Origin of the sequence: Caballeronia zhejiangensis, assembly GCF_000698575.1 — a bacterium.
Taxonomy (GTDB): Bacteria; Pseudomonadota; Gammaproteobacteria; order Burkholderiales; family Burkholderiaceae; genus Caballeronia; species Caballeronia zhejiangensis.
Genome location: NZ_JFHD01000026.1, coordinates 28,924 through 54,689, shown reverse-complemented (window position 1 = coordinate 54,689; position 25,766 = coordinate 28,924). Strand labels below are relative to the sequence as shown.

The 25,766-nt window shown below is 63.8% G+C and carries 25 protein-coding genes; 17 read left to right on the top strand and 8 right to left on the bottom strand.

From position 1 onward, the window contains the following. Positions 1-54: 54 nt before the first annotated feature. A complete protein-coding gene (locus BG60_RS25950) occupies positions 55-567 on the top strand; it encodes a winged helix DNA-binding protein (RefSeq protein ID WP_008352632.1) in 513 nt (170 codons plus the stop codon). Here BG60_RS25950 and BG60_RS25945 read toward each other — a convergent pair. Then, entirely contained in the window at positions 564-1,193 is a 630-nt protein-coding gene (locus tag BG60_RS25945; protein ID WP_008352633.1) for a 5-formyltetrahydrofolate cyclo-ligase, read from the bottom strand. The genes BG60_RS25950 and BG60_RS25945 overlap by 4 nt on opposite strands. Positions 1,194-1,212: 19 nt before the next feature. Between BG60_RS25945 and BG60_RS25940 the strand changes: the two genes are divergently transcribed. The 4 genes from BG60_RS25940 (at position 1,213) to BG60_RS25925 (ending at position 6,147) form a co-directional block, all read left to right on the top strand. Then, a complete protein-coding gene (locus tag BG60_RS25940; protein WP_034473255.1) occupies positions 1,213-3,180 on the top strand; it encodes a lytic transglycosylase domain-containing protein in 1,968 nt (655 codons plus the stop codon). Positions 3,181-3,301: 121 nt separating this feature from the next. Then, positions 3,302-4,258, top strand: a complete 957-nt coding sequence (locus tag BG60_RS25935) for a complex I NDUFA9 subunit family protein (RefSeq protein ID WP_008352635.1) — start codon at positions 3,302-3,304, stop codon at positions 4,256-4,258. Between the two features lie 18 nt (positions 4,259-4,276). Beyond that, a complete protein-coding gene (locus tag BG60_RS25930) occupies positions 4,277-4,915 on the top strand; it encodes a glutathione S-transferase family protein (RefSeq protein ID WP_034473254.1) in 639 nt (212 codons plus the stop codon). Continuing rightward, positions 4,912-6,147 carry a multifunctional CCA addition/repair protein gene (locus tag BG60_RS25925; RefSeq protein WP_034473252.1) on the top strand — a complete coding sequence of 412 codons (1,236 nt, stop codon included), beginning with the start codon at positions 4,912-4,914 and terminating at the stop codon, positions 6,145-6,147. Before BG60_RS25930 ends, BG60_RS25925 begins: the two co-directional genes overlap by 4 nt. A 734-nt stretch (positions 6,148-6,881) precedes the next feature. Here BG60_RS25925 and BG60_RS25920 read toward each other — a convergent pair. Together BG60_RS25920 and BG60_RS25915 are read right to left on the bottom strand one after the other, a co-directional pair. Beyond that, complete coding sequence (locus tag BG60_RS25920; RefSeq protein ID WP_008352638.1) at positions 6,882-7,076, bottom strand: DUF2905 domain-containing protein; 195 nt, start codon at positions 7,074-7,076, stop codon at positions 6,882-6,884. A gap of 10 nt (positions 7,077-7,086) precedes the next feature. Then, positions 7,087-8,292 carry a class I SAM-dependent methyltransferase gene (locus BG60_RS25915; protein ID WP_034473251.1) on the bottom strand — a complete coding sequence of 402 codons (1,206 nt, stop codon included), beginning with the start codon at positions 8,290-8,292 and terminating at the stop codon, positions 7,087-7,089. Positions 8,293-8,305: 13 nt separating this feature from the next. Here BG60_RS25915 and BG60_RS25910 point away from each other — a divergent pair, with 13 nt between their 5' ends. From BG60_RS25910 to glmS, 5 genes are all read left to right on the top strand, one after another. Next, positions 8,306-9,148 carry an SDR family oxidoreductase gene (locus BG60_RS25910; RefSeq protein ID WP_008352640.1) on the top strand — a complete coding sequence of 281 codons (843 nt, stop codon included), beginning with the start codon at positions 8,306-8,308 and terminating at the stop codon, positions 9,146-9,148. 27 nt (positions 9,149-9,175) lie between these two features. Continuing rightward, on the top strand, positions 9,176-9,577 hold the full coding sequence (locus BG60_RS25905) for a dihydroneopterin aldolase (protein WP_008352641.1): 402 nt from the start codon (positions 9,176-9,178) through the stop codon (positions 9,575-9,577). Next, complete coding sequence (gene ttcA / locus BG60_RS25900; protein WP_008352644.1) at positions 9,574-10,545, top strand: tRNA 2-thiocytidine(32) synthetase TtcA; 972 nt, start codon at positions 9,574-9,576, stop codon at positions 10,543-10,545. Before BG60_RS25905 ends, ttcA begins: the two co-directional genes overlap by 4 nt. Positions 10,546-10,641: 96 nt before the next feature. Next, the gene (glmU, locus tag BG60_RS25895) at positions 10,642-12,003 is read left to right on the top strand and encodes a bifunctional UDP-N-acetylglucosamine diphosphorylase/glucosamine-1-phosphate N-acetyltransferase GlmU (protein WP_008352645.1); all 1,362 of its coding nucleotides are present in this window, start codon (positions 10,642-10,644) and stop codon (positions 12,001-12,003) included. A gap of 82 nt (positions 12,004-12,085) precedes the next feature. After that, on the top strand, positions 12,086-13,903 hold the full coding sequence (glmS, locus tag BG60_RS25890) for a glutamine--fructose-6-phosphate transaminase (isomerizing) (protein ID WP_034473249.1): 1,818 nt from the start codon (positions 12,086-12,088) through the stop codon (positions 13,901-13,903). A 62-nt stretch (positions 13,904-13,965) separates the two neighbouring features. Here glmS and chrA read toward each other — a convergent pair whose 3' ends face one another. Further along, a complete protein-coding gene (gene chrA, locus BG60_RS25885; RefSeq protein ID WP_008352649.1) occupies positions 13,966-15,171 on the bottom strand; it encodes a chromate efflux transporter in 1,206 nt (401 codons plus the stop codon). A gap of 280 nt (positions 15,172-15,451) precedes the next feature. Then, entirely contained in the window at positions 15,452-16,153 is a 702-nt protein-coding gene (locus BG60_RS25880; RefSeq protein WP_008352651.1) for a FadR/GntR family transcriptional regulator, read from the bottom strand. 381 nt (positions 16,154-16,534) lie between these two features. Here BG60_RS25880 and garL point away from each other — a divergent pair, with 381 nt between their 5' ends. The 4 genes from garL (at position 16,535) to gudD (ending at position 21,232) form a co-directional block, all read left to right on the top strand. Next, positions 16,535-17,320 (top strand): 2-dehydro-3-deoxyglucarate aldolase, encoded by a 786-nt coding sequence (gene garL, locus BG60_RS25875; protein WP_008352653.1) that lies wholly within the window; start codon positions 16,535-16,537, stop codon positions 17,318-17,320. Further along, positions 17,254-18,264: a 2-hydroxy-3-oxopropionate reductase gene (locus BG60_RS25870; RefSeq protein WP_268811673.1), complete on the top strand. Its 1,011-nt coding sequence runs from the start codon at positions 17,254-17,256 to the stop codon at positions 18,262-18,264. Before garL ends, BG60_RS25870 begins: the two co-directional genes overlap by 67 nt. Before the next feature lie 266 nt (positions 18,265-18,530). Continuing rightward, on the top strand, positions 18,531-19,865 hold the full coding sequence (locus BG60_RS25865; protein WP_008352655.1) for an MFS transporter: 1,335 nt from the start codon (positions 18,531-18,533) through the stop codon (positions 19,863-19,865). Between the two features lie 35 nt (positions 19,866-19,900). Then, positions 19,901-21,232: a glucarate dehydratase gene (gudD, locus tag BG60_RS25860; RefSeq protein WP_008352656.1), complete on the top strand. Its 1,332-nt coding sequence runs from the start codon at positions 19,901-19,903 to the stop codon at positions 21,230-21,232. A 7-nt stretch (positions 21,233-21,239) separates the two neighbouring features. Here gudD and BG60_RS25855 read toward each other — a convergent pair whose 3' ends face one another. Together BG60_RS25855 and BG60_RS25850 are read right to left on the bottom strand one after the other, a co-directional pair. Next, positions 21,240-22,055, bottom strand: coding sequence for a DUF72 domain-containing protein (locus BG60_RS25855; RefSeq protein ID WP_034473248.1), 816 nt, complete (start codon positions 22,053-22,055; stop codon positions 21,240-21,242). Between the two features lie 202 nt (positions 22,056-22,257). Next, entirely contained in the window at positions 22,258-22,560 is a 303-nt protein-coding gene (locus BG60_RS25850) for a hypothetical protein (RefSeq protein ID WP_144403794.1), read from the bottom strand. 408 nt (positions 22,561-22,968) lie between these two features. On the opposite strand from BG60_RS25850, the gene arsC reads away from it, so the two are divergent. The 3 genes from arsC (at position 22,969) to BG60_RS25835 (ending at position 25,227) form a co-directional block, all read left to right on the top strand. Continuing rightward, complete coding sequence (gene arsC, locus BG60_RS25845; RefSeq protein ID WP_008352660.1) at positions 22,969-23,391, top strand: arsenate reductase (glutaredoxin); 423 nt, start codon at positions 22,969-22,971, stop codon at positions 23,389-23,391. Positions 23,392-23,516: 125 nt separating this feature from the next. Continuing rightward, positions 23,517-23,807 carry a hypothetical protein gene (locus BG60_RS25840; RefSeq protein ID WP_008352663.1) on the top strand — a complete coding sequence of 97 codons (291 nt, stop codon included), beginning with the start codon at positions 23,517-23,519 and terminating at the stop codon, positions 23,805-23,807. A gap of 247 nt (positions 23,808-24,054) precedes the next feature. Then, positions 24,055-25,227 carry a GGDEF domain-containing protein gene (locus BG60_RS25835; RefSeq protein WP_034473247.1) on the top strand — a complete coding sequence of 391 codons (1,173 nt, stop codon included), beginning with the start codon at positions 24,055-24,057 and terminating at the stop codon, positions 25,225-25,227. Here BG60_RS25835 and BG60_RS25830 read toward each other — a convergent pair. Continuing rightward, entirely contained in the window at positions 25,224-25,718 is a 495-nt protein-coding gene (locus BG60_RS25830) for an MgtC/SapB family protein (protein ID WP_051996639.1), read from the bottom strand. The genes BG60_RS25835 and BG60_RS25830 overlap by 4 nt on opposite strands. Positions 25,719-25,766: the final 48 nt, after the last annotated feature.

Genomic DNA, 25,766 nt, shown 5'->3' with positions numbered 1-25,766 from the left:
CTCGCAAAATCGACGTTGCGCTACACTCCAACGCACTTCAATTCGGTCACCGCCATGCCGCGCCATCCCACCAAGATCGTTTCGTCCGAGCATCTCGTCTCCGAAGCCAGCGCGGAATTGTCGGAGTTCGAGTACGGCCTCATCATGGCGGGCAACGCGTTCAATCGCTGGATGGTGCGCTGCATGTCCGCGGCGGGCGCGAAGGACATGACGGCGGTGGAAGTGTCGCTGCTGCACCACGTGAGCCATCGCGACCGCAAGAAGAAGCTCGCCGACATCTGCTTCGTGCTGAACATCGAGGACACGCACGTTGCCACGTATGCGCTGAAAAAACTCGTCGCTCGCGGCTATGTGCAGAGCGAGAAATCCGGTAAGGAAGTGTTCTTTTCCGCGACGCCGGCGGGCCGCGAGCTGTGCGGCAAGTATCGCGAAGTGCGCGAAGCCTGCCTGATCGAGACGCTGCGCGAAAGCGGCCTCACCAACGAGCAGATCGGCGAGGCCGCGCAACTGATGCGCAACGCCTCCGGCCTTTACGATACGGCCGCGCGCGCGGCGGCCTCGCTCTAATAGACAGCGGATTCGGTGACGATCGCGTCGAGCGGCATGTCGTGCGTCTCGCGCGGCAAGGTCGCGCACAGACCCGATTCGTACGCGACGCCGATCGTCACCGGCCGCGCGCCGTTCGGCCACGCGGCGAGCGTGCGGTCGTAATAGCCGCCGCCGTAGCCCAGCCGATACCGGTCCGCATCGAAACCGACGCACGGAATCAGCAGCAGTTCGGGCACCACGGCTTTCTCTTCAGCGGGCACCGGAATACGGTAGCGGCCTTCTTTCATCGGCGAGTCGGCGCGCCAGGCGTGGAAGACCATCGGCGCGTGCGGTTTCACGACGACCGGCAGCGCGGCGCTGCGCGTGGCGTCGGCGGCGAGCCAGCGCGTGAGCGCGTCGCGCGCGTCGAATTCGCCCGCGACCGGCCAGTAAAACCCGACGCAGCGCGCTTCGTGCCGCGCGAGCACTTCCTGAAGACGGATCGCGAGCGCCTCGTTTCGTGCGTCCTGGCCGGCTTGCTCCTGTTGCGCCTCGCGCTTCGCGAGAAGGGTCGCGCGCAAGGCGCTTTTCGGCTCACGCTTGGGTTCGTCGCAAACGTTGCGTGCTATGCTTTCCTCCGATCTCAGGACCCGGTTCAAGACCATTCGCGCTCCAGAAATAAAGATGTCAAAACGCCTCAACCGAGTATATCTCGCGGTCGGCGCAGCCCTTGCCGCCGCGACGCTCGTCGCCTGCGGCACGGCCTCCGCCGTCCGTCCCGATGCAGATTTCTCCCCCACGTCCGACGACGGCGTCTTCCTGCAGCTGCGCGATGCCGCGCGCGCGAACGATGCGGGCAAGGCCGCGATGCTCGCCGCCCAGATTCCGAATTACCCGGCGCCGAGCTACATCGAATACTTCACGATCAAGCCGCAGCTTTTCGATTCGCAGGGCCACGCGCGCCTCGACGCGCCCGACGCGCCGGTGCTCTCGTTCCTGCAGCGCTACGACGGCCAGGCGATTGCGGACCGCCTGCGCAACGACTATCTCGTCGTGCTCGGCGGCCGTCACGACTGGAAGAACTTCGAGCAGCAGTATTCCCGTTTCGTTCTCAACGACGACACGCAGGTCAAGTGCTATGCGCTCGAAGCGCGTTTGTCGCGCGGCGAGAACGTCGCGGATGCGGCGCGCGCGCTGCTCGTCGAGCCGAAATGGTATGGCGACGGTTGCGTCGATCTGATCGGCGCGCTCGCGGCGTCCGGCCAGTTCACGAGCGACGATGTCTGGCAGCAGATCCGCCTTGCCTACGAGCAGAACTACACGTCGACGGGTTCGAATATCGTCGACGCGCTCGGCCAGGAAAAGCCGAAGGATTCGCTCTTCGACGACGCCGTCAACAAGCCGCCGCTCTATCTCGCGCGCGGCGTGATGCCCAACACGCCGGCGCATCAGCTGACGCTGCTCGCGGTCACGCGCCTCGCCCGCAACGATCCGGCGATGGCCGCCGCCACGTTCAGTTCCGTCGCGCCGAGTCTCACGCCCGCGGAGCGCGCGACCGGCTGGGGCACGATCGGCTATCAGGCGGCGATCAAGCGCATGCCGTCGGCGGCCGACTGGTATCGGCTGTCGGCGAACGCGCAATTGTCCAACCCGGCGTACGAATGGCGCACGCGCAGCGCGCTCCTCATCGGCGACTGGAACATGGTGCGTTGGTCCATCGAACAGATGCCGCCCACACTGCGCGCCCAGCCGTCGTGGGTCTACTGGCATGCGCGCGCCGTGAAGCAGGCCGGCGATACGGCCACGGCGAATCAGGAATTCCAGAGCATCGCCGATCAATACAACTTCTACGGCCAGCTCGCGCTCGAAGAGCTCGGTCAGAAGATCACGGTGCCGCCGCGCACCACGGTGTCCGACGCCGAGATCGAGCAGATGCAATCGGTGCCGGGCTTCGCGCTGTCGCAGCGTTTCTACGCGCTGAACATGCGGCTCGAAGGCAACCGCGAATGGAACTGGCCGCTGCGCACGATGACGGATCGTCAACTGCTCGCCGCCGCGCAGTATGCGAAGCGCATCGAGATGTTCGACCGCACGGTCAACACCGCCGACAAGACGAAAGCCGAGCACGATTTCACGCTGCGCTATCTGTCGCCGTTCCGCGATATCGTCGAGCGCGACGCGAAGGACACCAATCTCGACATCGAATGGGCGTACGGGCTGATCCGTCAGGAATCGCGTTTCATCATCAATGCGCGGTCGGAAGTCGGCGCGGGCGGCCTGATGCAACTGATGCCGGGCACGGCGCAACTCGTCGCGAAGAAGATCGGTCTTGGCACGGTGTCGCGCGCGCAGATGAACGACATCAACACCAATATCCTGCTCGGCACGAATTACCTGTCGATGATCTACAATCAATTCGATAACTCGCCCGTGCTCGCGACCGCTGGCTACAACGCGGGGCCGGGCCGGCCGAAGCAGTGGCGTCAGGACTTGCGCGCACCCGTCGAGGGCGCGGTTTTTGCTGAAACGATCCCTTTCACCGAGACTCGCGATTACGTGAAGAACGTGCTGTCGAACACCGTCTATTACGCGGCGCTGTTCGAAGGCCGTCCGCAGTCGTTGAAGGCGCGTCTGGGCTACATCGCACCCTGACCGTCTGAAACGAAGCTTCACGCCCGCGCGTCGAACGACAGGACGCGCGGGCGTTTTCATTTCTGCGCCGGCGTTCTGAACTGAAGCCGCATTCGTCAGGCCGCGACCCAAGAGGCGAACTATGCGACACCAACATATAGCGTTGATCGGCGGTTCGGGATTCATCGGCAGCCATCTCGTCAATGCGCTCGTCGATCTCGGCAAGAACGTGCGCGTCGCGACGCGACGGCGCTCGAACGCCGCGCATCTCACGCTGTTGCCCGTCGACGTCATCGAGACCGATGTGCACGATCCCGTGCAACTCGCCGCGTTCATCGATCAGAGCGATGCCGTGATCAATCTCGTCGGCATTCTTCAGGGACGGCGCGACGATCCGTACGGGCCGGAGTTCGCGAAAGCGCATGTCGAACTGCCGCGGAAGATCGCCGCCGCGTGCGAGGCGAAGGGCGTGCGGCGTCTGTTGCATATGAGCGCGATCGGCGCCGATCCGGCGGGCCCGAGCATGTATCTGCGTTCGAAGGGCGACGGCGAAAAGATCGTCCGAGAATCCGGACTCGACTGGACGGTCTTTCGCAGTTCCGTCGTGTTCGGTCCGGAGGACAATCTGCTGAATCAGTTTGCGTTTCTGGAACGCATGTTCCCGGTGATTCCGCTCGCTTGTGCCGATGCGCAGTTTCAGCCGGTCTTCGTCGGCGACGTGGCGAAGGCGATGGTCAACGTGCTCGATCTCGACGCCGCCAATGGCCATGTCTACGAGCTCGCCGGGCCGAGCGTCTACACGCTCGCGGAACTGGTGCGTTTCGCGGGCGCGACCATCGGCAAGCATTCGCGCATCATCAAGCTGCCGGAGAGCCTCGGCCGCCTGCAGGCGATGACGATGGAAATGGCGCCCGGCCAGCCCGTCATCTCGCGCGACAATCTCGATTCGATGAAGACGCCGAGCATCGCGAGCGGGCCGCTTGCGCCGGAACTGGGCATCGACGAGCCGGCGAGCATCGAGACCATCGCGCCGCTGTATCTGAGCGGCAACTCGCCGCGCTCGCGCTTCAACGGATATCGCGCAACCGCGCATCGTTAATCTTCTTTTTGTGATCGCATGAAACTCGTTATCGGTGACAAGTTCAATTCTTCCTGGTCGATGCGCCCGTGGGTGCTGCTCAAACATTTCGGCATCCCGTTCGAAGAGACGCTGATCCGCCTCGGCCAGCCCGACACGAAAGCGAAGATTCTCGAAGTGTCGCCGTCCGGCAAGGTGCCGTGCCTCATCACCGATGCGGGCGATTCCGTGTGGGAGTCGCTCGCGATCGTCGAAACGATCGCCGAGGCGCATCCCGAACACGCGATGTGGCCACGCGATGCGGCTCTCCGCGCGCGCGCCCGCAGCATCAGCGCGGAAATGCACGCGGGTTTCGCGGACTTGCGCGAGAACATGCCGATGGAAATCACGACGCGCGCGCCGGGCGCGGGCGCGACGCCGGGCGCGGGCGCGACGCCGGGCGCGCTCGCGAACATCGCGCGCATCGAGGCGATCTGGGCGGAGTGCCTGGCGAAATCGGGCGGGCCGTTTTTGTTCGGCGAGTTCGGTATCGCGGACGCGATGTTCGCCCCGGTCGTCATGCGCTTCAACACCTACGCGCCTGAACTGAGCGCGACGTCGCTCGATTATGCGAAGCGCGTGACGGCGCTGCCCGCGGTCGCGGCGTGGATCGACGGCGCGCGCGAGGAAGCGCGATGAACATCTACGCAGTCGGCGGCGCGATCCGCGACGAATTGCTCGGCGTGCCGGTGGTGGATCGCGATTACGTCGTCGTCGGCGCGACGCCGGAGCAGATGGTGGCGCAGGGTTATCGGCCGGTCGGCAAGGACTTTCCGGTGTTTTTGCATCCGCAGACGCACGAGGAATACGCGCTCGCGCGCACGGAGCGCAAGACGGCGGCGGGTTATCACGGCTTCCAGTTCTACTATTCGCCGGATGTGACGCTCGAGGAAGATCTCGCGCGCCGCGATCTCACGATCAACGCGATGGCGCGCGAAGTCACGCCGGCGGGCGAGCTGACCGGTCCGGTGATCGATCCGTTCGACGGGCAGAGCGATCTGAAGAACAAGTTGTTCAGGCATGTCGGCGTTGCGTTCATCGAGGATCCGGTGCGTATTCTGCGACTCGCGCGTTTTGCGGCGCGTTTCGCGGATTTCGATGTCGCGCCCGAAACCGCCGAGCTGATGAAGCGGATGGTCGCGGCGGGCGAAGTCGATGCGCTCGTCGCCGAGCGTGTGTGGCAGGAAGTGTCGCGCGGGCTGATGGAAAAGAAGCCGTCGCGCATGTTCGACGTGCTGCGCGGATGCGGCGCGCTCGCGCGGATTCTGCCGGAGGTGGATGCGTTGTGGGGCGTGCCGCAGCGCGCGGACTATCACCCGGAAGTGGATACCGGCGTGCACGTGATGATGGTGCTCGACTACGCGGCGTCGCAGGGATTCGCGTTGCCGGTGCGCTTCGCGGCGCTGACGCACGATCTTGGCAAGGCGACGACGCCGGAGCATGTTTTGCCGCGGCATATCGGCCATGAGGGACGCAGCGTCGACCTCTTGCGGCCTTTGTGCGAGCGCTTGCGCGTGCCGAACGAATGCCGCGATCTGGCGATGCTCGTCGCGCGTGAGCACGGGAATATTCATCGCGTGATGGAGATGGGCGCGGCGGCGCTCGTCAGGCTGTTCGAGCGATCGGATGCGATACGCAAGCCTGCGCGGTTTGCTGAAGCGCTACAGGCTTGTGTCGCGGATGCGCGTGGGCGGCTTGGGTTGGAGCAGCAGGCTTATCCGCAGGCTGAGCGTTTGCGGGAGGCGTTGGTTGCGGCTCGTGCGGTCGATGCCGGGGCCGTTGCGCAGGCGTTTGCTTCTAATCCTTCCAAGATCAAGGATGCCGTGCATGATGCGCGGGTCGCGGCGGTGAAAGGCGCTCTGGGGGTTTGACGGCTTCTTGTTTTGCTTTGTTTTGCTTTGTCCTGCGGTTCGTTTGTTTTTTGTTTTCGCCGGATCCCGTGTTCGTGTCGGTCGATTAGCGTTGCCCCTGTGCGGGGCGGCACCTACTTTCTTTGCTGCTGCAAAGAAAGTAGGCAAAGAAAGCAGCTTTTCAGGCCCGCGGTCACACGCAATTTGGGTAGTTCTCTCGTCCTCGATGGCACTCGCCTAAAGAGTGCCCTCATCACAATAACCGGGCTTGGATCGCGCACGGTCCGCCGCCCGAAACCGTTGAGAACGCCGGTTCAGCACGAAAGAGCTTCGGCACAGCGCTACGCGCTGCCGCCGGGTTTGCAAAGGAAGCCATCGGTTTGCGCGCGCAGTGCGATAAAGATGTTAGTAGCGAAGCACGCGCGGACCCGATTGACCGGTCGGCCGCGAAGCGGGCTGGAGCTATTTGGTGCTGAACCGGTTTGTTGTGTGGTGCGATGTGGCAGACCGTGCGCGAGCCAAGCCCAATTGGGCCTATGAGGGCACTCTTTAGGCGGCCCACGAAGGACGAGAGGACTACCCAAATTGCGTGTGACCGCGGGCGTATCAGGAGCTGCTTTCTTTGCTTACTTTCTTTGCAGCAGCAAAGAAAGTGAGTGCCGCCCCGCACAGGGGCAATGCTAATAGACCGACACGAATACGGGATCCGGCGAAAACGAAAGCAAAAGCAAAAGCAAAGCCAGGACCCAAAACCCTCAAAGCGCCCGCGCAATCAACGACAACAAAACCGACAACAGCAGCGTCGACATAAAGGGAAACGAATATTCCCGCCCAAATATCCGCAGCGTGAAATCTCCGGGAAGCCTCCCGATGCCGATCTTCTTGAGCCACGGCAGCGACCCCGAAAGAATCGCGAGCGCGATAAACGTAGTGAGCAGCCAGCGGATCATGATCGCTTACTCATAGCGTATGAGACCGATCGCCGGCCGAAAACGCATCCAGCATTCCGGGAATGCCGCGCGAAAACGCGATCACCTTGAACAACTCGCCCATTTCCGCCTCCGAAAGCAGCTTCTGCACGGCATTCGCAGCAGGCAAAAAGCGCTTCACATCAGCGGGATCGAGATCGCTGAGCACATCGGTGATGCCGGCATTCATCAGAAACCGCGCCTGCGACGTAAATCCGAGCAAATCCGCACCCGCTTCGACGCCTGCTTCCGCGATGCCCGTAAACTCGACATGCGCCGTGATGTCCTGCAATCCCGGATACAGAAACGGATCCGAATGCGCGCGATGCCGGTAGTGACACATCAGCGTGCCCGCCGCGCGCTGCGCGTGATAGAACTCGCGTCGCGGAAAACCATAGTCGATGAAAAATGCCGCACCGCGCACAAGCATCGTGCAGACGGTCTTCGTGAACGCGAGCGCGGCCTCGTGCGTCTCCGTCACATATTCGGCAAAAGGCTCGTCGTTGGCTTCATCGATGGCGGCATCGATCAGTTCGACCTGCGCGTCCGGCGCGATCGGCCGGTCATCGAAGGCAAAGCGGTCGTTCAGCGCCACGACGCCACGCTCGTGCCACGCGCCGAGCTTGCGCACGACCAGACGCACAGGCATCGCGTCGAGCACTTCGTTGCCGATCACGACGCCCTCGAACGCATCGGGCAGCGCGTCGAGCCATTTCACCTTCGCGGCGAGCGCCGGCGCGTCCTTCTCGATGGTCTCGCGCTGACGTTCGCGCAACTCGCCCGAAAGATCGACGATCGTGTAGCTGTCGAAGGCGACATCGAGTTCGGCGAGCGCGTTCACCAAGCCCGCCGCGAGCCTGCCGGTGCCCGCGCCGAATTCCATCAACTGCTTCGTGTCGCTTTGTTGCAACGCCTGCGCGACAGGCCGCGCGAGCGTCGTCGCGAAAAGCGGGGACAGTTCCGGCGCGGTGACGAAATCGCTGCCGTCTTCCGCGCGGCGGCCGAATTTCATTGCTCCGCCGCCGTAATAGCCGAGGCCGGGCGCGTACAGCGCGAGGTCCATATAGCGGTCGAACGGCAACCAGCCGCCCGCCGCGGCAATGCGCCTGCGGATCAGGTCGGTGAGCGCTTCGGACTGCGCGAGCGCGTCGGCGCCCGGAGCAGGTAAACTATCGGATTGTCTGGCATTCGGATTCATCCCAGTATTGTAAATGAGCGCTTCCACGCCGTTTTCTTCCGTCAACACGTCGTCATCCGGTTCCGTTTCGCGTGCGCGCGCCGTGCTCGTGACCGGCGCGGCGAAACGCATCGGGCGCGGCGTCGCGCTCGAATTCGCGCGGCAAGGCTGGGATGTGGTCGTGCATTACGGCCACTCGGCGCATGAAGCGCGCGAAACCGTCGCGGATATCGAGTCGCTCGGGCGCCGCGCGGTTGCACTGAAAGCGGATCTCGCCGTCGAGGCCGAGGTAGAACGGCTCGTGCCGGCGTGCGCCGAAGCGTTCGGCGGTCTGAACTGCGTGGTGAACTGCGCGTCGCGTTTCGACGAAGATACGGCCATCGACTTCGGCTACGCGAAGCTGCTCGAGATGACCGCCGTCAACGTCGCGGCGCCGCTCACGCTCGCGCGCATGCTGCACGAGATCACTCCCGAGTCCGCAACCGTCGATGACGCGCAACGCGGCGTCGTCATCAACGTGCTGGATCAGAAGCTGTACAACATGAACCCGGACTACCTGTCGTACACGCTGACGAAGGCGGCGCTCGAAAACGCCACCATCGCGCTCGCGCAGGCGCTGGGTCCGAAACTGCGCGTCGTCGGCCTCGCGCCCGGTCTGACGCTGATTTCCGCCGGGCAGACGCCCGCGTCGTTCGAGACGGCGCATCGCGTGACGCCGCTCAACCGCGCATCGACGGTCGACGACGTCGCGCAGGCCGCGTGTTATCTCGCGAACGCGCACGGCGTGACCGGCACGACGCTCGTCGTCGACGGCGGCCAGCATCTCGTACCGAGTCCGCGCGACGTCATGTACATGATCGGCGCGCAAAAGTCCTGAAACGCGCCACTGAATATTGGAACCAACATGCTTGCCGCACTTTCGCACCCCCGGCTGACCGATTGCCGGCGGCTTTTTCTGCGTAACTACGAAGTTCGCATCAACATCGGTGTGCATGACTTCGAAAAGCGCGGCGAGCAACGTGTCGTCATCAACGTCGAGCTGTACGTGCCGCTCGCGCTGTCGACGCCCGTCGCCGACAAGCTCGCCGAAGTCGTCGACTACGATTTCATGCGCTCGACCATCGCCGAGCGCGTGAAGCGCGGACACATCCATTTGCAGGAAACGCTGTGCGACGACGTCGCGGCCGCGCTGCTCGCGCATCCGAACGTGCGCGCCGTGGCCGTGTCGACGGAAAAGCCCGACGTCTATCCCGATTGCGACGCGGTCGGCGTCGAAGTCTTCCGCATCAAAGAGGAACGAGCATGAACGCGCGCGACACGATCGAAGCCGCAGCCGAAACCGCAGAAGCGCAAAAGCCGGTGCGCGAGGCGCTGACGAAGCGCCAGCAAAAGGAAGCGTACGAGAACAACAAGCTGTTCAAGCGCATCGCGCGCCAGGTCGGCGAGGCGATCGGCGACTTCAACATGATCGAGGAAGGCGACAAGGTCATGGTGTGCCTGTCCGGCGGCAAGGACAGCTACGCGATGCTCGACATCCTCATGCGCCTGCGCGAGCGCGCGCCGATCAACTTCGAGATCGTCGCCGTCAATCTCGATCAGAAGCAGCCGGGCTTTCCGGAACACGTGCTGCCGGAATATCTGAGCAAGCTCGACATTCCGTTTCATATCGAGAATCAGGACACGTACAGCATCGTCAAGCGGCTCGTGCCGGAAGGCAAGACGACATGTTCGCTCTGCTCGCGACTGCGCCGGGGCATTTTGTATCGAGTCGCGGGCGAGCTCGGCGCGACGAAGATCGCGCTCGGACATCATCGCGACGACATCCTGCAGACGCTGCTGCTCAACATGTTCTACGGCGGCAAGCTGAAGGGCATGCCGCCCAAGCTGCAATCCGATGACGGCAAGAACATCGTCATTCGTCCGCTCGCGTACGTGAAGGAAGTCGATCTCGAAAAATACGCCGAACTGCGCGAATTCCCGATCATTCCGTGCAATCTGTGCGGCAGCCAGCCGAATCTGAAGCGCGCGGAAATGAAGGCGCTGGTCCGAGAATGGGACAAGCGTTTTCCGGGGCGCGTGGAAAACATGTTCAACGCGCTGTCGAACGTGGTGCCGTCGCATCTGATGGACAGCAAACTTTTCCCGTTCGCCGGATTGCGCGCGACGGGCGAGGCCGATCCGCAAGGCGATATCGCGTTCGACGAGGAACCGTGTGCGACCGAACCGTCAGGAACGTCCGGCACGGTTTCAATTGTGCAGTTCGACGACCTGTAACCTTTATCCAATAAGGCGCAGCGTGGGTTTCGCCGCATTGCGCCAAAGAGCCGCGTGATAAATTGGCGGCTCGTCATACCAGCAAGGCTTTCAGCGATGAACATCGTGATTCTGGCTGCCGGCATGGGCAAGCGCATGCGCTCCGCCCTGCCGAAAGTGCTTCATCCATTGGCGGGCAAACCGCTGCTCGCGCACGTCATCGATACGGCGCGCACGCTGTCGCCGACGCGGCTCGTCGTCGTCGTCGGACATGGCGCGGACAAGGTTCGCGAGGCCGTCGGCGCGCCGGACGTCCAGTTCGCTCTGCAGGACAAACAACTCGGCACGGGACACGCCGTGCAGCAGGCGCTGCCGCTGCTCGATCCATCGGTTCCGACGCTCGTGCTGTACGGCGACGTGCCGCTCACGCGTGCGAGCACGCTCGAACGTCTGATCGCCGCCGCGGGCGCGGAGCGCTACGGCGTCCTGACCGTGAACGTGGGCGATCCGACGGGCTACGGGCGCATCGTGCGCGACGCCGCGGGCAAGGTGAAGAAGATCGTCGAGCAAAAGGATGCGAGCGAGGAAGAACGGCGCATCGCGGAAATCAATACGGGCATCGTCATCACGCCGACGCGCACGCTCGAATCGTGGCTCGCGTCGCTGAAGAACAACAACGCGCAGGGCGAGTTCTATCTGACGGACGTCGTCGAGCGCGCGATCGAAGCGGGCGTCGAAGTCGTCACCGCGCAGCCGGACGCCGAATGGGAAACGCTCGGCGTGAACAGCAAGATCCAGCTCGCGGAGCTGGAGCGCATCCATCAGCGCAACGTCGCGAACGCGCTGCTCGATGCGGGCGTGACGCTGATGGACCCGGCGCGCATCGACGTGCGCGGCACGCTCGAATGCGGCGCGGATGTGTCGATCGACGTGAACTGCGTCTTCGAAGGACGCGTGACGCTCGCCGACAACGTGACGATCGGCCCGAACTGCGTGATCCGCGACGCGACCATCGGCGCGGGCACGCGAATCGATGCGTACACGCACATCGAAGGCGGCAAGACGGGCGCGAACGTCGTGCTCGGTCCGTACGCGCGGCTGCGTCCGGGCGCGACGCTCGGCGATGAAGCGCATGTCGGCAACTTCGTCGAAGTGAAGAATGCGGTGTTCGGGCGCGGCTCGAAGGCGAACCATCTCAGCTATATCGGCGATTCGGATGTCGGCGCGCGCGTGAACATCGGCGCGGGCACCATCACCTGTAATTACGACGGCGCGAACAAGCATCGCACGGTGATCGAGGACGACGTGTTCGTCGGCTCGGATACGCAACTGGTCGCGCCGGTGCGCGTGGGCCGCGGCGTGACGATCGCGGCCGGCACGACAGTATGGAAGGACGTTGGCGAAGGCGAGCTGGTGCTCAATGAGAAGTCGCAAGTGAGCAAGACGGGCTACGTGCGCCCGGTCAAGAAGAAGTCGTAAGGCTGTACGTCAGATTCAGCCCAACGCGCGCGGCGCATCGTGCATCGCGCTTTCGAATGCAAGTCTCAGAGGAAGAACGTCCATGTGCGGAATTGTCGGCGCGGTAGCGCAACGTAACATCGTCTCGGTGCTGGTCGAAGGTCTGCGCCGGCTCGAATATCGCGGCTACGACTCGTGCGGCGTGGCCGTTCTGAGCAACGGCGAGCCGCGCCGCGCGCGCAGCGTCGCGCGCGTATCCGATCTCGACGCGCAAGTGCGCGAGACGAACCTCGGCGGCATGACCGGCATCGCGCACACGCGCTGGGCCACGCACGGCGCGCCCGTCACCGACAACGCGCATCCGATCTTCTCGCGCGATACCGTCGCGCTCGTGCACAACGGCATCATCGAGAACTACGAGTCGCTGCGCGAAATGCTGAAGGGCAAGGGCTACGAGTTCGTGTCGCAGACCGACACCGAAGTCATCGCGCATCTGATTCACAGCATGTATCGCGGCGATCTCTTTCAAACCGTGCGCGAGGCCGTGAAGCAACTGCACGGCGCGTATGCGATCGCGGTGATGCACCGGAATCAGCCGCATACGGTCGTCGGCGCACGTCAGGGTTCGCCGCTCGTCGTCGGCGTGGGCGAGGGCGAAAACTTCCTGGCTTCCGATGCGCTCGCGCTCGCCGGCAGCACGGACCGCTTCGCGTTCCTCGAAGAAGGCGATGTTGTCGAGATCGGTCTCGAAGGCGTGAAGATCGTCGATCGCGAAGGTGTACCCGCCGAGCGCGAAGTGCGCGTGGTGACGGCGTACGGCGGCGCGGTCGAGCTCGGGCCGTATCGCCATTTCATGCAAAAGGAAATTTTCGAGCAGCCGCGCGCGATCACCGACACGATTCCGCAAGCCGACGAGTTCAGCCCGAGCCTCTTCGGTGAAGCGGCGCGCGACGCGTTCTCGCAGGTCGACAGCATTCTCATTCTCGCGTGCGGCACGAGCTACTACTCGGGCGTGACGGCGAAATACTGGCTCGAATCGATCGCGAAGATTCCGACGCAGGTCGAGATCGCGAGCGAATATCGTTATCGCGAATCGGTGCCGAATCCAAAGGCGCTGGTCGTCGTGATTTCGCAATCGGGCGAAACCGCCGACACGCTCGCCGCGCTCAAGCACGCGCAGTCGCTCGGCCACAAGCACACGCTCGCCGTGTGCAACGTCGCGACGAGCGCGATGGTGCGCCAGACCGAACTCGCATTCCTGACGCACGCGGGCACCGAAATCGGCGTGGCATCGACGAAGGCTTTCACGACGCAGCTCGTCGGTCTCTTCGTGCTCGCGGTGACGCTCGCGAAGATGCGCGGTCACGTCGACGCGAAGCGCGAAGCGGCGTACTTCACGCAACTGCGCCACTTGCCGGCTGCGCTGAACAGCGTGCTCGCGCTGGAGCCGCAGATCATCGCGTGGTCGGAAGAGTTCGCGCGCAAGGAGAATGCGCTGTTCCTCGGCCGCGGCCTGCATTATCCGATCGCACTCGAAGGCGCGTTGAAGCTCAAGGAAATTTCGTACATCCACGCTGAAGCGTATCCGGCGGGCGAGCTGAAGCACGGGCCGCTCGCGCTCGTCACCGAGGCGATGCCGGTCGTGACCGTCGCGCCGAACGACGCGCTGCTCGAAAAGCTGAAGTCGAACATGCAGGAAGTGCGCGCGCGCGGCGGCGAACTGTACGTGTTCGCGGATGCCGATACGCGCATCGTCAGCGAGGACGGCATCCATGTGATCCGCATGCCGGAGCATTACGGCGCGTTGTCGCCGATCCTGCACGTCGTGCCGCTGCAGTTGCTCGCGTATCACACGGCGTGTGCACGCGGGACGGATGTCGACAAGCCGCGCAATCTGGCTAAGTCGGTGACGGTGGAATAAGGTCGGTTGATCGGCTGAAAAAGAATAAAAAGGTCCGCGCATGTCGCGGACCTTTTTCATTTTCACGCGCCGATCATCCATCCGCCGATCGCGGTCAGCGCCACGACGATCACCGGAGACACGCGCCCCACGACGAGCAAACCGAACGCGGCCAACGCCAGCGCGACATCCGCACGCGAATGCACGGCGCTCGTCCAGACCGGGTCGTACAGCGCCGCGCCGAGAATGCCGACGACCGCCGCGTTCACGCCGCCCATCGCGCGCTGTATCGCGTCCCGCTGACGCAACGTCTCCCAGAACGGCAGTGCGCCGAGCACGAGCAGAAACGCGGGCAGAAACATGGCGACGAGCATCGCGAAACCGCCGATCCATCCGCCGAGCGGCGCGGGCATCACCGCGCCCAGAAACGCGGCGAAGGTAAAGAGCGGCCCCGGTACGGCTTGGGCCGCGCCATATCCGGCGAGAAAAACATCGTTGGGCACCCATCCGTTCGGCACGACGCTCGCCTGAAGCAGCGGCAACACGACGTGCCCGCCGCCGAAAACGAGCGAGCCCGACCGGTAAAACACCGACGCCATCGCGAGCCAGTTCGCGCCGGTCCAACCGGCGACGCCCGGCAGCAAAGCGAGCAGCACGAAAAAAACCGCGAGCAGCATCGCGCCCTGCGTTCTGCCGATGCCATATCGCCGATGCTTCGCCGACGCCAGATGCGTCAGCGTCAACATCCGCCAGCCGATGATTCCGCCGAACGCGATGGCGCCCAATTGCCCGGCGGCCGACGGCACGGTCAGCGCGATCAACGCGGCGGCCACGGCGATGCCGGCCCGCAACCGGTCCGGACACAGCGACGTCTTCATGCCCCACACCGCTTGCGCGACGATGGCGACCGCCGCGAGCTTGAGACCGTGCACGATCCCGGAGTGAATCAGCTGCGCCGAGTGCGCCAGGCCGAGGGCGAAGAGAATCAGCGCAATCGCGGACGGCAACGTGAAGCCGGTCCATGCCGCCAGCGCGCCGATCCATCCTGCGCGCGCGAAGCCGATCGCGATTCCGACCTGGCTGCTCGCCGGCCCCGGAAGGAACTGACATAGCGCGACGAGATCGGTGAAGCTCGTGTCGTCGAGCCATTTCCGGCGTTCGACGAATTCAGCGCGAAAGTAGCCGATGTGCGCGACTGGTCCGCCGAACGATGTCAGGCCGAGTTTGAGAAACGTCGCGAACACTTCGAACGGCGTTCCGCGCGCGGACTTCGGTTCATGCAAAGCCATCGTCCTGTGGACAACCTTGTTGGCACATCGTCGCGTTAACTGTTGGCGCTTTCTGAACAACTCGACGTCCGTCGAAACGACGCGAAAGTTGTCCCGAGTTCAGGCCGAAACCACGCCCGCCATACCGGAGTTGTCGGCGCGGTAAACCTCTGACGTAAAAAGCGCATTGCCAGTTATCCACCGATTTGCGGCGAGCTTGTTAACTACTACCACGTATACATACGAACTCTTTTGTTTACTCAGACAACGTGGCGGCACTGCCCAAAACATCGGCGCTCATTCAGGCGGCAGCGCCATGCGCGTGTCTCAACCGTTCGCGGCTGTTGCTCAGATGCATGCGCATCGCGGCGCGGGCATCGTCCGGATCCTGACGCACGATCGCCTGATAGATCGCCTTGTGCTCGCTCAGCACACAGCGCAGACGTTCGATCTGATCCAGCTCCGCGATTTCGGCCTTGCGCAGCCGCGTGCGCGGACTGACGCCGCGTCCCATCTGACTAAGCACGTCGTGGAAATAGCGATTCCCGCTCGCGCGCGCGATCTGCAAGTGAAACTCGACGTCGTGTTGCAGCACGTCCGTACTTCCGTTCGCGAGTTGCTCCTCGAAGCGCTTGAGCGCGGCGGCGATCTGCTTCAGATGCGCGTCGGTGCGCCTGCCGGCGGCGAGCGCGGCGGCGGCGCCTTCGAGATCGATGCGAAATTCGATGATCGCCATGATGTCCAGCAGGTTCGACAGGTCGGCATCCGCGAGACGCACCGATTCGCGTTCCTCGGGCGAGCGGATGAACGTGCCGACGCCGTGCCGCGTTTCCACGACGTTCGCCGCCTGCAAGCGCGACACAGCCTCGCGCACCACGGACCGGCTCACCGACAGTTGCTTCATCAGCGCGGCTTCGGTCGGGATCTTGTCGCCGGGACGGAGAACGCCGCGTTCGATATCCTCGATCAGGGTTGCGACGACTTTATCGGTGAGACTGGCCATGGTGATTCGCTGCTGATGGATATTGTTCTGGGAAGCGCGGCGTTTACACCCGTTGTCGGACGTCTTGGCTTCGCTTAGGATCGGTCGACGCGCATGGCGCGATAAGCCTCGCGCGTGGGGATGTCCGACGACGCATCTTCCTGCGTGGGGAACGCTTCGTCAATTCGACGCGGCCCGGATGTCCTGCAAATTGATATAAGACATCGTATAAGTAGAATTAGACGATTCTTAGCAGAAATCTCTTAAACTAAAGGAATGCAGGGTTTACGCCGCTGTCGTTTTCCCGCGTTTCCACAGTACCCTGTGTTAAGACGTCCGATAACTACGTGAGTTCGGACTTGCCGCTTTCCAATCAGATCGCCGTCGTCACAGGGAGGCATCATGCCGTCTTCGTCACCATATCAACCGCTGCCCAATACATTCCGAACGTCGCTGCGCGAGCGCAAGCGGCTGATCGGATGCTGGATGTCGCTGGCGAGTCCGATCGTCACCGAACTCGTCGGCGTGGTCGGATTCGACTGGATGCTGCTCGACGCCGAGCACGCGCCGAACGACGCGCTCACGCTCATCCCGCAATTGATGGCGCTGAAAGACAGCCCGAGCGCGCCTGTCGTGCGCCCGCAGGCCAACGATCCCGTCGCGATCAAGAAGCTGCTCGACGGCGGTGTCGTCAATTTCCTGATTCCGTTCGTCGACAGCGCCGCCGATGCCGAGCGCGCCGTCGCCGCGACGCGTTATCCTCCTCAGGGCATCCGCGGCGTGTCGGTCGGGCATCGCGGCAATCGCTACGGCACGGTTCCGAACTACTTCCAGATCGCGAACGACAATATCAGCGTCGCGGTGCAGATCGAGAGCCGCGCGGCGGTCGAAGCGATCGACGAGATCATCGCGGTCGAAGGCGTCGACGCGCTGTTCGTCGGACCGTCGGATCTCGCGGCATCGTACGGTCACATCGGCCAAGCGAACCATCCGGACGTGCAGGCGGTCATCGCACATGTGTTCGAGCGCGCGCACGCGGCCGGCAAGCCGAGCGGCATTCTCGCGCCCGTGCAGGAAGACGCCGAGCGCTATCTGGCAATGGGCAGCACATTCGTCGCCGTGTGCGCGGATCTGGGGATGCTCAGAAACGCGGCGCAGGGCGTGCGCAAACATTTCATCCCGGACTGAGCGTCGCGCTCGACAAACCGGCATCGAAAATCGACATCAAGGAGCGATACATGCAAAAGGCAGGCTTCATCGGACTGGGCATCATGGGCAATCCCATGGCGGCCAATCTTCTCAAGGGCGGCGTCCAGCTCGCGGCATTCACGCGCAGCGGCGTGCCCGCCGATCTGACCGGCGCGGGCGCCACGGCCTGTGATTCGCCCGCGGCCGTCGCGGAGCAGGCCGACGTCATCTTCATCATGGTGCCGGACACGCCGGACGTCGAACGCGTGCTGTTCGGCGAGAACGGCGTCGCGAGCAAGCTGAAGAGCGGTCAGATCGTCGTCGACATGAGCTCGATTTCGCCGATCGCCACGCGCGAATTCGCGGCGAAAGTGCGCGAGAAGGGCGCGGATTATCTCGACGCGCCCGTCTCCGGCGGCGAAGTCGGCGCGAAGGCCGCGTCGCTGACGATCATGGTCGGCGGCGCGCAAGCCACGTTCGACAAGGTCAAGCCGCTTTTCGACCTGATGGGCAAGAACATCTCGCTGATCGGCGAAGTCGGCGCGGGACAGGTCTGCAAGGTCGCGAATCAGGTGATCGTCGCGGCGACCATCGAGGCGGTCGGCGAAGCGCTCTTGCTCGCATCGAAGGCCGGCGTCGATGCCGAAAAGGTTCGCACCGCGCTGATGGGCGGCTTCGCGTCGTCGCGCATTCTCGAAGTGCACGGCGAGCGCATGACGAAGCGCACGTTCAATCCGGGCTTCCGTATCGAGCTGCATCAGAAGGATTTGAATCTGGCGCTCGCGACGGCGCAATCGCTCGGCGTCGCGCTGCCGAACACGTCGACGTGCATGCAGTTGTTCAATGCGTGCGCCGCGCACGGCGGCAAGGCGTGGGATCACTCGGGCATGGTCCGCGCGCTCGAGATCATGGCGAATCACGAGATCGGGCAGGACAAGAAGTAAGCGTCAGCATTTCCCGTCTTCGTTAAACACTGCCGGCCTCGCGCCGGCAGTGTCGTTTTCGCAACCGGCTTTGTGCTTCTGTAGTTGTCGGACGTCCTAGTTTAGAAGGCCAGCGTCCGAACATGCGCTCGGTGTCCATCGGCGTGTAAGCCATATACGACAAGCCTAGAGCCGAGAAAGGGTAAACACGTGATTGGCCCCCGAAAGCATCTCGCCATACAATGTCATCAGACAACGTACCACGAGACGCGATCCGGAGACATCCCTTGAACACGATTCCCGCCACGCCAGCCGCCGATCTGCTCGAATCGGCCAGCGCCAAGGTCAAGCGCCATGTGCTGCCCTTGTTCCTCATCATGTTCATCGCGAACTACATCGATCGCGTGAACGTCGGTTTCGTGAGCTCGCATTTGCAGACCGATCTCGGCATCGGCGCGGCGGCGTACGGTCTCGGCAGCGGTTTGTTTTTCATCGGCTATGCGCTGTTCGAAGTGCCGTCCAACGTGCTGATGCAGAAGTACGGCGCGCGCGCGTGGCTCACGCGCATCATGGGTACGTGGGGCGTCGTCGCGGCGATGATGGCCTTCGTGCAGAACGAAACGTCGTTCTACGTGCTGCGCTTTCTCCTGGGCGTCGCGGAAGCGGGATTCTTTCCGGGCGTCATCTATTACTTCACGCAATGGCTGCCGCAGAAGGAACGCGGCAAGGCGATCGCGATTTTCCTCGGCGGCTCGGCGTTCGCATCGATTCTGTCCGGCCCGATCACGGGCGGTCTGCTGTCGATTCGCGGTCTCGGCCTGCACGGCTGGCAGTGGATGTTTCTGATCGAAGGCGGGTTCTCCGTCATCCTGTGCGGCGTGAGCTGGATGCTGCTGAAATCGCGCATCAGCGATGCTCACTGGCTCTCCGTCGACGAGCAACGCGCGCTGCAAAACGCGATCGCATCCGAACAGGCGGAACGCGAAGCGGCCACCGGCGGCCACATTCCCGCGATCAAGCTGCTGAAAGATCCGCAGATCGTGCTGTTCTGCTTCATGTATTTCGCGATTCAGCTCACGATTTACGCCGCAACCTTCTGGCTGCCGACGATCATCCGCAAGATGGGCGGCCTCACCGATTTCCAGGTCGGCCTCTACAACACGATTCCGTGGATGATCGCGATCGTCGCGATGTACTGCTTCGCGCTGCTCTCCGCGCGCTGGCGCTTCCAGCAGGCGTGGGTCGCCGTGGCGCTCGTGATCGCGGCATGTGGCCTGTTCGCATCGACGACCGGCAACGCGGTGCTGTCGTTCGTCGCCATCTGCTTCTCCGCGATCGGCTTCAAGGCGGCGTCGTCGCTGTTCTGGCCGATTCCGCAAGGCTATCTCGATGCGCGCGTCGCGGCTGGCGTGCTCGCGCTCATCAACTCGGTCGGCAATCTCGGCGGTTTCTTCGCGCCTGCGACCTTCGGCTATCTTCAACAACATACGGGCTCGGTGTCGGGCGGCTTGTACGGCCTCGGCGTCGCATCGCTGATCGCGGCGGTCGCGGTCTTCTTCACGCGCAACCGCCGCTCGGATCGCACGCCGGACGGCCACGTCGCGCATCAAGGCGCGCACTGAAACCCGCTTCAACCTCTCTGGGAAGGATCACGCTCATGTCCACGAACACTCCGAAAGTCACCGAATTGCGCGTCGTGCCGGTCGCGGGCCGCGACAGCATGCTCATGAACCTGTCCGGCGCGCACGGTCCGTTCTTCACGCGCAATCTCGTGATCCTGACGGACAGCGCGGGCAACACGGGCGTCGGCGAAGTGCCGGGCGGCGAGAACATCCGCCAGACGATCGACGATGCGCGCTCGCTCGTCGTCGGACAATCGGTCGGCAATCTGCATGCGGTGCTGAATCAGGTCCGCACGAAGTTCGCCGATCGCGACGCGGGCGGCCGCGGCCTGCAAACCTTCGATCTGCGCACGACGATCCACGCCGTCACCGCGCTCGAAGCCGCGCTGCTCGACCTGCTCGGCAAGCATCTCGGCGTGCCCGTCGCGGCCTTGCTCGGCGAAGGCCAGCAGCGCGATGAAGTGGAAATGCTCGGCTATCTGTTCTACATCGGCGATCGCCACAAGACGGATCTGCCGTATGCGTCCGGCGCGGACGGCAAGGACGATTGGGACCGCGTGCGTACCGAAGTCGCGCTGACGCCTGAGGCGGTCGTGCGTCTGGCCGAAGCGGCACAAGCGCGCTATGGCTTCAACGATTTCAAGCTGAAGGGCGGCGTGCTGGCGGGCGATGCGGAAATCGAAGCCGTCACGGCGCTCGCCGAGCGTTTTCCGGATGCGCGCGTGACGCTCGATCCGAACGGCGCGTGGTCCTTGGCCGAAGCGATCCGCCTGTGCCGCGACAAGCACGACGTGCTCGCCTACGCGGAAGATCCGTGCGGCGCGGAAAACGGCTACTCCGGCCGCGAAGTGATGGCGGAATTCCGCCGCGCGACCGGCCTGCCGACGGCGACGAACATGATCGCGACGGACTGGCGTCAGATGGGTCATGCGATCCAGTTGCAATCGGTCGACATTCCGCTCGCCGATCCGCATTTCTGGACGATGCAAGGCTCGGTGCGCGTCGCGCAGATGTGCAACGACTGGGGCCTGACGTGGGGCTCGCATTCGAATAATCACTTCGACGTGTCGCTCGCGATGTTCACGCACGTCGCCGCTGCCGCGCCGGGCAAGATCACCGCTATCGACACGCACTGGATCTGGCAGGACGGCCAGCGTTTGACGCGCGATCCGCTCCAGATCGTCGGCGGGAAAGTGAAGGTGCCGGAAGCGCCGGGCCTGGGCGTCGAACTGGATATGGACGAAGTCGAGAGGGCGCACGAACTGTACAAGCAGCATGGACTCGGCGCGCGCGACGACGGCGTCGCGATGCAATATCTGATTCCGAACTGGAAGTTCGACAACAAGAAGCCGTGCCTCGTCCGCTAAAGGTTCTTTAGCCTTTCAGACGTTCGATGAGCGCGATCGCCGCCGCGGGATTGCGCTCCTTGAATCCGCTGATGACGTAGAGAAACACATCGCGCGATGCGGCTTTCGGCGCAGCCTTGCCGAAGGTCTGCAAGTCGTCCGGCGAGCCGCCCGACGACCACGTCTTCGCGCGCTCGGCCCAGCGATCGAGCGCCGCTTTCGCATAGCCCTTCGCCTGCTTGTCGGTCGTGCCCATGATGCGCGCATAGACGAACGGCGCGGTGATATCCGCGATTTGCGGATACTTCGAATCCCCCGCGATGACCACCGCGACGCGATGCTTCCGCGCGAGCGCAACGAAGGCCGCATCGCAAAAGCTCTCGTGCCGAACTTCGACCGCGTGACGAATCGCGCGGCCTTCCACTTTCGCGGGCAGCAGTTCGAGAAAGCGTTCGAAGTCCTCCGGATCGAACTTCTTGGTCGGCGCGAATTGCCAGTTGATCGGGCCGAGCTTGTCCTTCAGTTCGAGTACGCCGCTGCCGAAGAATCGCTCGATGGTATCGCCCGCTTCGGCGAGCACCCGGCGATTCGTCGCGTAGCGCGGCGCCTTCAGCGAGAACACGAAGTCGTCGGGCGTTTCGTCGCGCCACTTGATGAACGTCGCGGGCTTTTGCGCGCCGTAGAACGTGCCGTTCACTTCGATGGACGTCAGCGCGCGGCTCGCGTATTCGAGTTCGCGCTTTTGCGGCAGATCGTCCGGATAGAACATGCCGCGCCACGGCTCGAACGTCCATCCGCCGACGCCGACGCGAATGCGCGCGGTCTTGCTTTTCGAGGTGGCCATCGCGCGCTTACTTCCGGCCGGCATCGAGCGAACCGTCCGGCTCGCGCGTCTCGGTCACGACTTGGTTGAAGCCTTCGTCGAAGAGAGGTGCGGGAGATTCGTCGCAGTGCATGCTGGCCATTCCGTGGATAAGGGAAGCGCGTCCGTTCTCACCGAACGGACGCGCCGGGTCATGCACCTATGCTGGCGCAGTCTAAAGAATTCACTGGCCGAAGAAGATATTGCATTGCGGCCCGCGCGTGCAGGGCTTGGAGGCCGGACTGTCCATCGTGCCCATCGTGGTTGCGCCGGCCGCGCCGCGTGTCATCGGCGAGCCGCCGTAGGACGTGTCGGTCGACTGGCCCTGCATGGCGCTTTGCGCGGGCGCGCCGGGATCGGTCCAGGTGTCGGCGGTGGCCTGTCCCGGAACCTGCGCGGTGCGGTAATAGGACTGCTGAGCCGATGCGAGACCGGCAGTGGCGAGTAACGAGGCGGCGAGCGCCGCCATGGCGATACGTGATTTCATGTCGACTCCTTGATCGAAAGGCGCGTTCGCGTGTACGCCGCGCAACGCTGTTCGCTGATTCGAATCGTTGATCCGCACGGAACGTGCCACGAGTGCTGCATGTGCCATGCATGGCGCTGGCGAGCGGATATTGGCGCCGGTTCCCGGCGAGGCTGCCGCGGCGGGTTTCCCGGACTTGTTCGAATGTGATGCAGACGGAGCGCCGGTGCGCTTGCCGGCGAATGGGACCCGCGGGTCCGCAGAAGACGCATGCCGCGCTGCACTCTTCGTTATAGGCCGTCGCTCCGCGATTGAACAGGACAATTGAACGCGCATGGCGCTCGCGGTCGCGTGCGTGACGCGAAGCTGTCGATCGCGCCATCGCCTAGAATGCGATGGCTAATCCACGAACGCAGGGACATCGCCGCCATGACCGTCACCATCTATCACAACCCGAAGTGCGGGACTTCGCGCAACACGCTCGCACTGATCCGCAACGCGGGCATCGAGCCGGCGGTGATCGAGTATCTGACGCATCCTCCGAGCCGCGAGACGCTCGTTGCGCTGATCGCGCGCGCGGGACTGTCGGTGCGCGAAGCGCTGCGCGAGAAGGGCACGCCATACGCCGAACTCGGCCTCGACGATCCGAGCCTCAGCGACGAACAACTCATCGACGCGATGCTCGCGCATCCGATTCTCATCAACCGTCCGTTCGTCGATACGCCGAAGGGCGCGCGGCTGTGCCGGCCATCGGAGCTCGTGCTCGATATCCTGCCCGAAGCGCAGAAGGGGCCGTTCACGAAGGAAGATGGCGAAGTCGTCATCGACGGTTCCGGCAAGCGTGTGCGCTAGGACACCTTCGTTTTCGCTGACCGTTACCTGACGTTACCTTTCTGGCAAACCCGTTGCACCTGTATCCGTCATCGCTTTCTAGACTGCACTGACTCACACGGCACTCGGTGCAAGGAGAAAGCGGCATGAAGAAGAAACTTCTTGGTACGGCGATCGGGCTGGCGGGGCTCGCGGCACTTGCGATATCGGCATCGGCGAACGCGCACGTCGATGTGGCGGTGGGCGTCGGCGTGCCGGTCTACACGCAGCCCGTGTACGCGCAGCCCGCGGTGCCGGTCGGCTATTACGGATATGGATACGGCGATCGCGACGAACGCTGGCGCGAGCGCGAATGGCGTCGTCACGAATGGCGCGAGCGCCGCTGGCATCACGAGATGCGCCGCGAGCAACGCTGGCGCGAGCGTCATGAATGGTAAAAGCGCGCGGGAATCCGCGTTCGAACGCGGCGCGCCGAAAGGCTGCGCCGCGTTTTTACATGCGTCATGCGACGCCATGACGCAGGTCGACCTGTTCAAGGCACGCCGATTCGAGCCGTAAACACGTCGGTGTTGTCGGATACTCGTGCTCTTTCGCCGCGAATCCCTTTTAGCGAATCTTTTCGTCGCACCGCGCGTGCGGCGTCGTTTGCTCAAAGCACGAGCGATAACCCGTCCACTTTCAGCGATGTTCAGTCCCGTCAGCATTCTCGTCGTCACGGCGCTGTCGAGCATCCTCTCGATACTGGTGCTGATTTCGCTGCTCTCGCACGCGATTGCGGGCGTGCCGCGCTGGCTTGGGGCGAACGTCATCGCAATCGTTTCGCTCTTGCTTTTCGCCGTGCAGAACGTGGCGCCGGCGTGGCTCGGCATCGTCGTCGCGAATCAGTTGCTCGCCGCGACGGTCCTGCTCATCTACGAAGGCTGCAACGATTTCTTCGACGTTCGCATGCGTCCCGCGCAGCGCTGGGCCGGCTGGATCATGTGGCTCGGCGTGATGGCGGGCATCGTCTACTTCACGTATGTGACGCCGGATGTGAATGCGCGCGTGGTGATCGTGTCGGCGTTTCATGCCGCGTGCGATTTCGCGATCGCCGGACGCGTGTTGATCGAGCGTCCGAGGGAACGGCCGCGCTATAACTACTTGTTCGTCGCCGGCGCGTCGGCGCTCGGCGCGCTCGGCCATACGGTGCGCGGCGCGATCTACGTCGTGGAGCCGCCCGCGCAGACATCGCTGCTGCAGCCCGGCGTGATGCAGATCACGTTTCTCGCGCTCGGCATTCTCGTGCTGCCGTCGCTGTGTATCGGCCTCGTGATGATGGCGCACGACCGTCTCGCGCAGCGGCTCGAACGGCTTGCGCGCTTCGACGATCTCACCGGCGCGCTTTCGCGCAAGGCATTGCTGGCCGGCGCGGGCGAGCGTCTCGCGCGGGCGCGGCAGGAAGGCGAGCGCGAGTTCGTCGCGGTCATCGACATCGATCACTTCAAGAGCGTGAACGACCGCTACGGTCACGCGGCGGGCGACGAAGTCTTGCGCCATTTCGCGTCGATCGTGCGTGCGCGCATTCGCGAAGACGATGCGTTCGGGCGTATCGGCGGCGAGGAGTTTTGTCTTTTCTGCACGGCGGCGCGCATCGACGATGTCACCGCGCTCGTCGAGCGGCTGCGCAAGACCGTCGAGGCGACGCCGTGCGCCGTGCCCGGCGGCCTGCTGCATTACACCTTCAGCGCGGGCATTGCGATGTGGGACGGGCGCGAGCCGCTCGCATCGCTGATGGCGCGCGCCGACGGCCTGCTCTATGCCGTGAAGGTCGCGGGCCGCAATCGCGTGAAAGCGCCCGCCGCCGACGCGTTCGCCTAAGCCTCTTCGACGTCCGCGTATTTCTGGCGTTCGTCTTCCGGCTTGCTCATCCAGCGACGCAACAGACGCTTCTCGACGACGCGCCCGATCGTGAGCAGCGCGATCATCAGGATCATCGCGATGAACGCGAGGCTCCAGACGCCCAGTCCGCAGACGATGCCCACCGCCGCCGTCACCCAGATCGACGCCGCCGTCGTGAGCCCGCGGACGCGATTCTCGCGCGGATTCTGCAGGATCACGCCCGCGCCGAGAAAGCCGACGCCCGTCACGATGCCCTGCACGGCGCGCGACACGTCGGCGTCGTTGGAGAGCGTCATCGAGAAGCCTTGCGCGCACATCGTCGCGATGCACGCGCCGAGCGACACGAGCCCGAGCGTCTTCATGCCGGTCGGCTTGCCGTGCAGATCGCGATCGATGCCGATGATGCAGCCGATCAGCATCGCGGCCAGCATGCGCAACACGGCGTCGGCGAGAATGGGATAGGGAAGCATCGCGTGTGAAAAGGTAATCGTAAGCCGGGCCATCTTCGCATGCGGCGC